The 6,805-nt window shown below is 62.1% G+C and carries 5 protein-coding genes; all 5 read right to left on the minus strand.

Annotation, left to right across the window (positions count from 1 at the left end; all coding sequences use genetic code 11):
• On the minus strand, nucleotides 1-1,179 hold a 1,179-nt coding region (locus BN903_RS18100), incomplete at its 3' end, for an ABC transporter ATP-binding protein (protein ID WP_079890636.1).
• On the minus strand, nucleotides 1,172-2,248 hold the full coding sequence (locus BN903_RS09255) for an ABC transporter ATP-binding protein (RefSeq protein WP_048077459.1): 1,077 nt from the start codon (nucleotides 2,246-2,248) through the stop codon (nucleotides 1,172-1,174). The genes BN903_RS09255 and BN903_RS18100, both read right to left, overlap by 8 nt.
• A complete protein-coding gene (locus BN903_RS09260; RefSeq protein ID WP_048077460.1) occupies nucleotides 2,248-3,297 on the minus strand; it encodes an ABC transporter permease in 1,050 nt (349 codons plus the stop codon). Before BN903_RS09260 ends, BN903_RS09255 begins: the two co-directional genes overlap by 1 nt.
• A complete protein-coding gene (locus tag BN903_RS09265; protein ID WP_048077461.1) occupies nucleotides 3,290-4,246 on the minus strand; it encodes an ABC transporter permease in 957 nt (318 codons plus the stop codon). The genes BN903_RS09260 and BN903_RS09265 overlap by 8 nt, the downstream gene beginning before the upstream one ends.
• Nucleotides 4,247-4,333: 87 nt before the next feature.
• The gene (locus BN903_RS09270) at nucleotides 4,334-6,118 is read right to left on the minus strand and encodes an ABC transporter substrate-binding protein (protein WP_048077504.1); all 1,785 of its coding nucleotides are present in this window, start codon (nucleotides 6,116-6,118) and stop codon (nucleotides 4,334-4,336) included.
• Nucleotides 6,119-6,805: the final 687 nt, after the last annotated feature.

Below are 6,805 nucleotides of genomic sequence, written 5' to 3' on the forward strand. Positions count from 1 at the left end.
CGCGGAGAGCTCTTCGTCGCGAAGCAGATCGATCGCCTCCGAGACCGCGGCCTCCGCGTCGTCGTCCGACAGGCGGTCCGGGAGGTCGAACTCGGTGCGGACCATCCGACCGAACTGCTCGCGCGACGCGTCCGTCGGGTCCGTTCGCGATCCCGTCACCTCGCTTTCGAGCTCCGCCGTCACCGACCCGACGGCGTCCGCCTCCCGCGTCCGGAGCTTCATGTCCATGATCGACCGCCACGTCTCCTGCGAGAGGTCGTAGTCGGCGTCGCGGATCACCTTCGGACATCGGGTGTGGAACCGGCAGCCCGACGGCGGGTCCAGCGGGGAGGGAACGGTCCCGGACAGGAAGATCTGCTCGCCCTCCCAGAGCGGGTCTGGTTCGGGAATCGCGGAGAGGAGCGCCTCCGAGTACGGGTGGTACGGTGGCTCGAACACCTCCTCCGTCGGCGCGATCTCGGCGATCTCGCCGAGATACATCACCGCGATCCGGTCGGAGATGTGCTCGACGACGCTGAGGTCGTGAGCGATGAACACGTAGGAGAGCCCGAACTCCTCTTGGAGGTTCTCCATGAGGTTGAGGATCTGCGCTTGAACGCTCACGTCGAGCGCGGACACCGGCTCGTCGCAGACGATCACCTCGGGATCGACGGCGAGCGCGCGGGCGATGCCGATCCGCTGGCGCTGACCGCCGGAGAACTCGTGCGGATAGCGGTTCGCGTGGCTCGGGTTCAGGCCGACGGTTTCGAGCAGTTCGTAAATCCGCTCTTTCCGCTCTTCGCCGCTCGCGATGTCGTGGATGTCGAGCGGCTCGCCGATGATGTCGCCGACCGTCAGCCGCGGGTTCAGGCTGGAGAACGGGTCCTGGAAGATGTACTGGACGTCCTTCCGGAGGTTCCGGAGGTCGGAGCTGGATAGGTCCGTGATGTCTTCGCCCTTGTAATAGACGGAGCCGCCCGTCGGCTCGACCAAGCGGAGCATGCTGCGTCCGAGCGTCGTCTTCCCGCACCCGGACTCGCCGACGACGCCGAGCGTCTCGCCTTCGTGGAGTTCGAGGTCGACGCCGTCGACCGCTTTCACCCACTGCGACCGACCGAGAAGCTTGTCGACGAACCCGCCGGTCGAGTCGTAGTACTTCTCTAACCCCTCGACTCGGAGGATCGGTTCGGCGCTACTCATCGCGATCACCCTCGACGTACTGCGCGGCCGCGCCGTCCGCCGGGCCGGTCGTCTCGACGGAGTACGTGAGCCCCTGCGAGAGCCCCTCCGTGTACTCGAGACAGGCCGCGGCGTGTTCCGTGTCGAGAGTGGCCTCCGCTCCCGACTCGACGTCGGTGAGCGGCGGCTCCTTGCGCGTACACTTCTCCTCGGCGAACGGACAGCGCGGGTGGAAGCTACACCCGGAGGGAAGCTGAACGAGGTCGGGCATCACGCCCGGAATCGTCTGGAGCCGCTCCCGCTTGTCGCTGACGCGGGGGATCGAGCTCATGAGTCCGACCGTGTACGGGTGTTTGGGGTCGTAGTACAGCTCCTCGACCGGTGCCTTCTCGACCGGTTTCCCGGCGTACATCACCATGACGCGGTCACAGACCTCGGCGATGACGCCGAGGTCGTGGGTGATGAGCTGAATCGCCGTGTCGAACTCGTCGGCCAGCTCCCTGAGTTCGTCGAGGATCTGCGCCTCGATGGTCACGTCGAGCGCGGTCGTCGGCTCGTCCGCGACGATCAGGTCGGGGTCACACGACAGGGCCATCGCGATGATCGCCCGCTGTTGCATCCCGCCCGAGAACTCGTGCGGGTAGTCGGAGAACCGCTCTTCGGCCTCCGGGATACCGACGCGGTCGAGCAGCTGAATCGTTCGCGCCTTCGCCTCCTTGGACGTGTAGTCCAAGTGGTGTTCGATCGCCTCCGCGATCTGCCCGCCCACCGTGTATACCGGGTTGAGCGCCGTCTGTGCGTCCTGAAAGATCATCGATACCTCGTTGCCGCGGATCGAGCGGATCTCCGACTCGGACATCTCCAGCAGGTCCTCGCCTTTGAACAGGATCTCTCCGCTCTCGATCCGGCCCGGACTGTCGATCAGTCGCAACACGGAGAGTGCGGTGACGCTTTTGCCCGCGCCGCTCTCGCCGACCACGCCGAACTTCTCGCCCTTCTCGATGCGGAACGAGAGGTCGTCGACAGCCGTTACCACGCCCTCTTGGGTGTAAAATCGGACGGTGAGGTCCTTCACTTCGAGCAGCGCCATCAGTCCTCACCTCCGCGGCCGACACCCGTCTGCTGTGCGTCCAGTGCGTCGTTGATACCGTCACCGATCATGTTCATTGACATCACGAAGATGAAGATCGCCGCACCGGGGTAGACCGTCGCCCACCAAGGGATCTGGCCGCCCGGTCCCTGGATGAGCGTCGACCGCGTGGCGTTCAGCATGGTGCCCCACTCGGCCGAACTGGGGTCTAACCCGAGTCCGAGGAAACCGAGCGCTGCGACGCCAATGACGACGCTCCCGATGTTGAGCGACGCCAGGACGATGAGCGGCGGCATCGCGTTGGGAGCGATGTGTCTGAAGACGACCGAGCGGTCGCGCGCGCCGAGCGCTTTCGCCGCCATCACATACTCGTTTTCTTTGATCTTCAGTACTTCCCCTCTCACCAGACGGCCGTACCCCGCCCAGCCGAAGAGGCTGAACGCCAAGACGAGCTGCCAGTAGCCGCCGCCGAGGATGGCGACGATGATGAGCGCTAAGATGAGCCCGGGGAACGCGAAGATAGTGTCGACGATCCGCATCATCAGCTCGTCGACGTTGCCGCCGTAGTAGCCCGAGATGGAACCGTAGATCAGCCCGAACGACCCTGTGAGTCCGACGACGATAAAGCCGATCGAGAGGCTGTAGCGGCCCCCGACGAGGATCCGCGAGAACAGGTCGCGGCCGGAGCCGTCGACGCCCATCGGGTACTCCCAGCTGGGTGGGTCATACACCTCGACGGCCGGGTCTTGGAGGTACAGGATAGTCGTGGGGTCGTACGGAGCCAACGAGAACGGTTGGACGACCATGCCGAACATCTCGATGGGACGGGCGAAGAACGCCGCCAGCGACATCAGGACGACGATGACGAGCGCGCCCATCGCGGAGCGGTTCCGCTTGAACTTCCGGAAGCCGCGCCGCCAGCGGCCGACGGTTTCGCCGCTCGATTCGTCGGTCCAGTCGGACATCGGCTCTCGGTCTCTGACGCGGTCCGAATCGAATCCAGAGATGCGGATCCGGCCGCGTTCGTCGTGAGTTTGTCGGTCAGTCATATCGGATCCTCGGGTCGAGCGCCGCGTACACGATGTCGGCGACGAGGTTCGCGAGAATGACGAAGAACCCGGTAAACAGGGTGATCGCCATGACGACGTTGATCTCTCGCTGGTTGATGGCATCGATGAACTCCCGTCCGAGTCCCGGCCAGTTGAACACGACTTCTACGACGACCGATCCGGCCACGATAGAGGCCGTGAGCGTCGCCGCGAGCGTGACGACCGAGATCAGGGAGTTCCGCAGTACGTGTTTGAGTATCACCGTTCGTTCGGGCAGGCCCTTCGCCCGCGCGGCGGTGACGTACTCCTTGTTCAGCTCCTCAGTCATCGACGTTCGCATCACGCGCATGATGCTCGCCGCCGAGGCGGTTCCGATGGTGAGACCCGGCAGAATGAGGTACCACAACATCTCCGGGGAGAGGAGCGACTGTCTCGACGGCGGCAACACGGGAAATAGACCCAGATACAGCGAGAATATCAGGATCAACATCAGCCCGAGCCAGAAGTTCGGGATCGAGATGCCGGACAGGGCGAGGAAACGGCTAACGGTGTCCCCGAGATTGTCCTTGTTGACCGCCGCGTAGATCCCCGCCGGAATGGCGATGACCAGCGCGAACGCCCACCCGAAGAGGCCGAGCGCGATGGTCTCCGGAAGTCGCGCCCACACGATCTCCGAGACCTCGCGGCCCGTCTGGAGCTCCTGTCCGAAGTCACCGACGAGCACGTTCGAGATCCAGTTCAGGTACTGCTCCCAAACGGGGCCGGAAAGCCCCCACCGTTCGCGAAGCGCAGCCTCTTCCGCCGGACTCACATCCGGGTTCAACGCGACCAGCTGCGTGACCGGATCGCCGGGAGTCAGGTGAAACAGCCCGAACGTGATCACCGACACCCCGAACATGATGGGGATTATCGACAGCGTGCGTTTTAGTATGAAACGTTGGAGGCTCATCGTTGCTTGTTCATCGCAGTTGGTTTATCCGCCAGTAGACGTAACGAGGTCGTTCGTGTCATCGAAACGGGGGTTTTCGCCGAGGTCTCAGTTGTCCGCGGCGACCTGATCAAGCAGCTCTTGGGCGCGCTCGGGGTCGTACTCGTTCGTCGGACGGATCTCTTCTTCGAGCGCCTCGTAGTCGGTGGTTCCGGTTCCCTGCGCCAGCTGAGGGAGATCCGTCCACGCGGCGCGGGCGTAGCCGTTGTAGATGTTTTCGACGATTCGCTCGCGTGGGATCAGATGATTGATCGCCTTCCGAAGACGCGCATCGTCGAACGGGGCCACGTTGACCGGATACTGGATATAGTCGTATCCACCGGTTTCGACGCTGTGAATGATGTAATCATCCGAAGCACCGAAGTCGTCAAGAGTCGACGTTTCTAGCCCGTACGTAGAGTCGATCTCGCCGTTCTGAAGCGCCCCAGACCGGGTGGAGTCGTCGGGAACAATCTCGACCTCGAAGCCGTCGATGACGGGACCGTCCGGGAAGTCGCTGGAGCCGTCGAACCAGCTGAACGCCTCGCTGACGCCTTTCTGTTCGGTCCAGTAGTTGTCGAACTTCGTGACCTCGTAGTACTGCTCGTCTTCGAACTCGGAAAACTCGTAGGGACCCGTCCCAATGGGGATGTTGTCGTCCCGGGGGTCGATGATATTCCGCTCGCCCTCGCCTGTCCCTTCGTTGGACGCTTCGATCTCTTCGATCTGCGTGGCGTTGAGAATACTCAGACCGGGGAGTTCGCGTTCGGCTTCAGCGTCGGCGATCTGCGCGTACAGATCGACGGTGTACTCGTCCACCTGGACGGCCGCCAGTACCGAATCGAATGTCTGTGCGGAGATGTCCGAGTTCTGCGTGTACTCGTAGGTCGCGACGACGTCTTCCGCAGTGAGTTCGTCGCCGTTGTGGAACTCGACACCCTCTTGAAGGTTGTACCGGTACTGCATTCCGTAGGTGCCGTCCTCGGCTGCCTCGATGGCATCGTCGGGGAGCAGGACGCGGACCTCGTCGTCCTCGGCCGGATTGTCCTCGGGATGCTGGACGATAACTTGGTCCGCATCTACCGCGCCCTCTTCGGTCGTCCCGACGGTCGACATGTAATCCGCGTACGCGGTCCGGTCGATGTCGTTCGTGTCGAGTAGTTCGTAGCTCTCGGCAAGCCACGGGTGAATATTGCCTCGAGTATCGTTGGCGATCAGCCCTTCGAAGATGAATCCCTGCGCCAACGTTGACGTCGTGTCGTTGCTGTACGGCGGATCGAACGAGTCGATGTTCGCGCCGACCGCGATGCTCATCGTACCGCCCTCTGTGAGGTCAGAGAGCTCGGAGTCGCCCGCGGCGTTGTCACGGTCAAGCCACATGATCTGTTCGTCCTGCGGCGCGAACATGTTGTAGCTGTACGTTCCTTCCGCGAAGGGCCACATCTCGAAGCCGTGAACGTCCGTATTTGAGACGGCGGTCGAAAGACCGAAGTGGGTAATCGAACTGTACCGCTCTTCCGCGAGGTAATTCCACACCTCGTCGTAGCGTTCGGCACGAAGTTCGGAATCCTCGGCAACCTCAACGCCGTACCGTGCGGAATCCATCAGTTCATCCAGCTCGGGATCACTGATTCCGTTGAGGTTACAGCACTGACCAACGTTATCCGAGTGATGGAGAGCGTTACAGAAGCTCTCCGGGTTAAACGTCCCGGAAAGCCCAACACAGGGAATAAATCCGTTGTTCTGGTATTCAGGGTCAAGGATACGGCCGAGGTACGTGTTCCACTCGTACGTCTCGACGGTCGTGTTGAAGTAGCCGGTCTGCTCCATCGACTCGGCTATGAGTTCGACCATCTGGAGCCGGTCACTATTGTTAGCGCCGACTTCGAGCTGAACGTTGAGGGGGAAAAGCTCTCCATCGCCGCCGTCGCCGCCGTCACCGCCGTCGCCACCGTCGCCGCCGTCGGATTGGCCGCCACACCCGGCCAGGCTGGCTGCGCCAGCCGCCCCGATAGTGGCGATAACGTTACGTCGATTTATGTTTTGGTTGGAATCGGATGCGTTGTGCCGACTTGGCATACCACATCCTACAACTGATTACTATAATATGTTACGATACGCTGGGGGGTGGCGTTTGGAACGTATTATTGGACATAGTTTGATTTATACAACCAAATATGTGCGCAATTACAAATCATGGAACGACAACCCGACGAGGGAAAATGAATAATCATTATGGAATACAAGTGTGTTCGAATCTTGAAATCACGGATCTGTCGAGTGTGTGTTACTCTCTCCTCGATCCGCCCCCGAAGTGATGGGGAGTTGGGAAAAGATCGATCGAGACCCGACGGATCGCGGAGACCGAGGGCCGAGAGACGGATCACCGGGAGACGAGTCGCCCCGGAAGACGGGCCGCCCAAGGGACGAATCGGCCGCATCGGCGTCGGACAGACCGACCGCAACTCCGAACGGCCGTCACTCCGCCGTCGACGCGAACTCCGCCGGGTCGATCCGGTGCGGACTCCGGCACGTCCGCGT

It is taken from the genome of Halorubrum sp. AJ67, assembly GCF_000513435.1.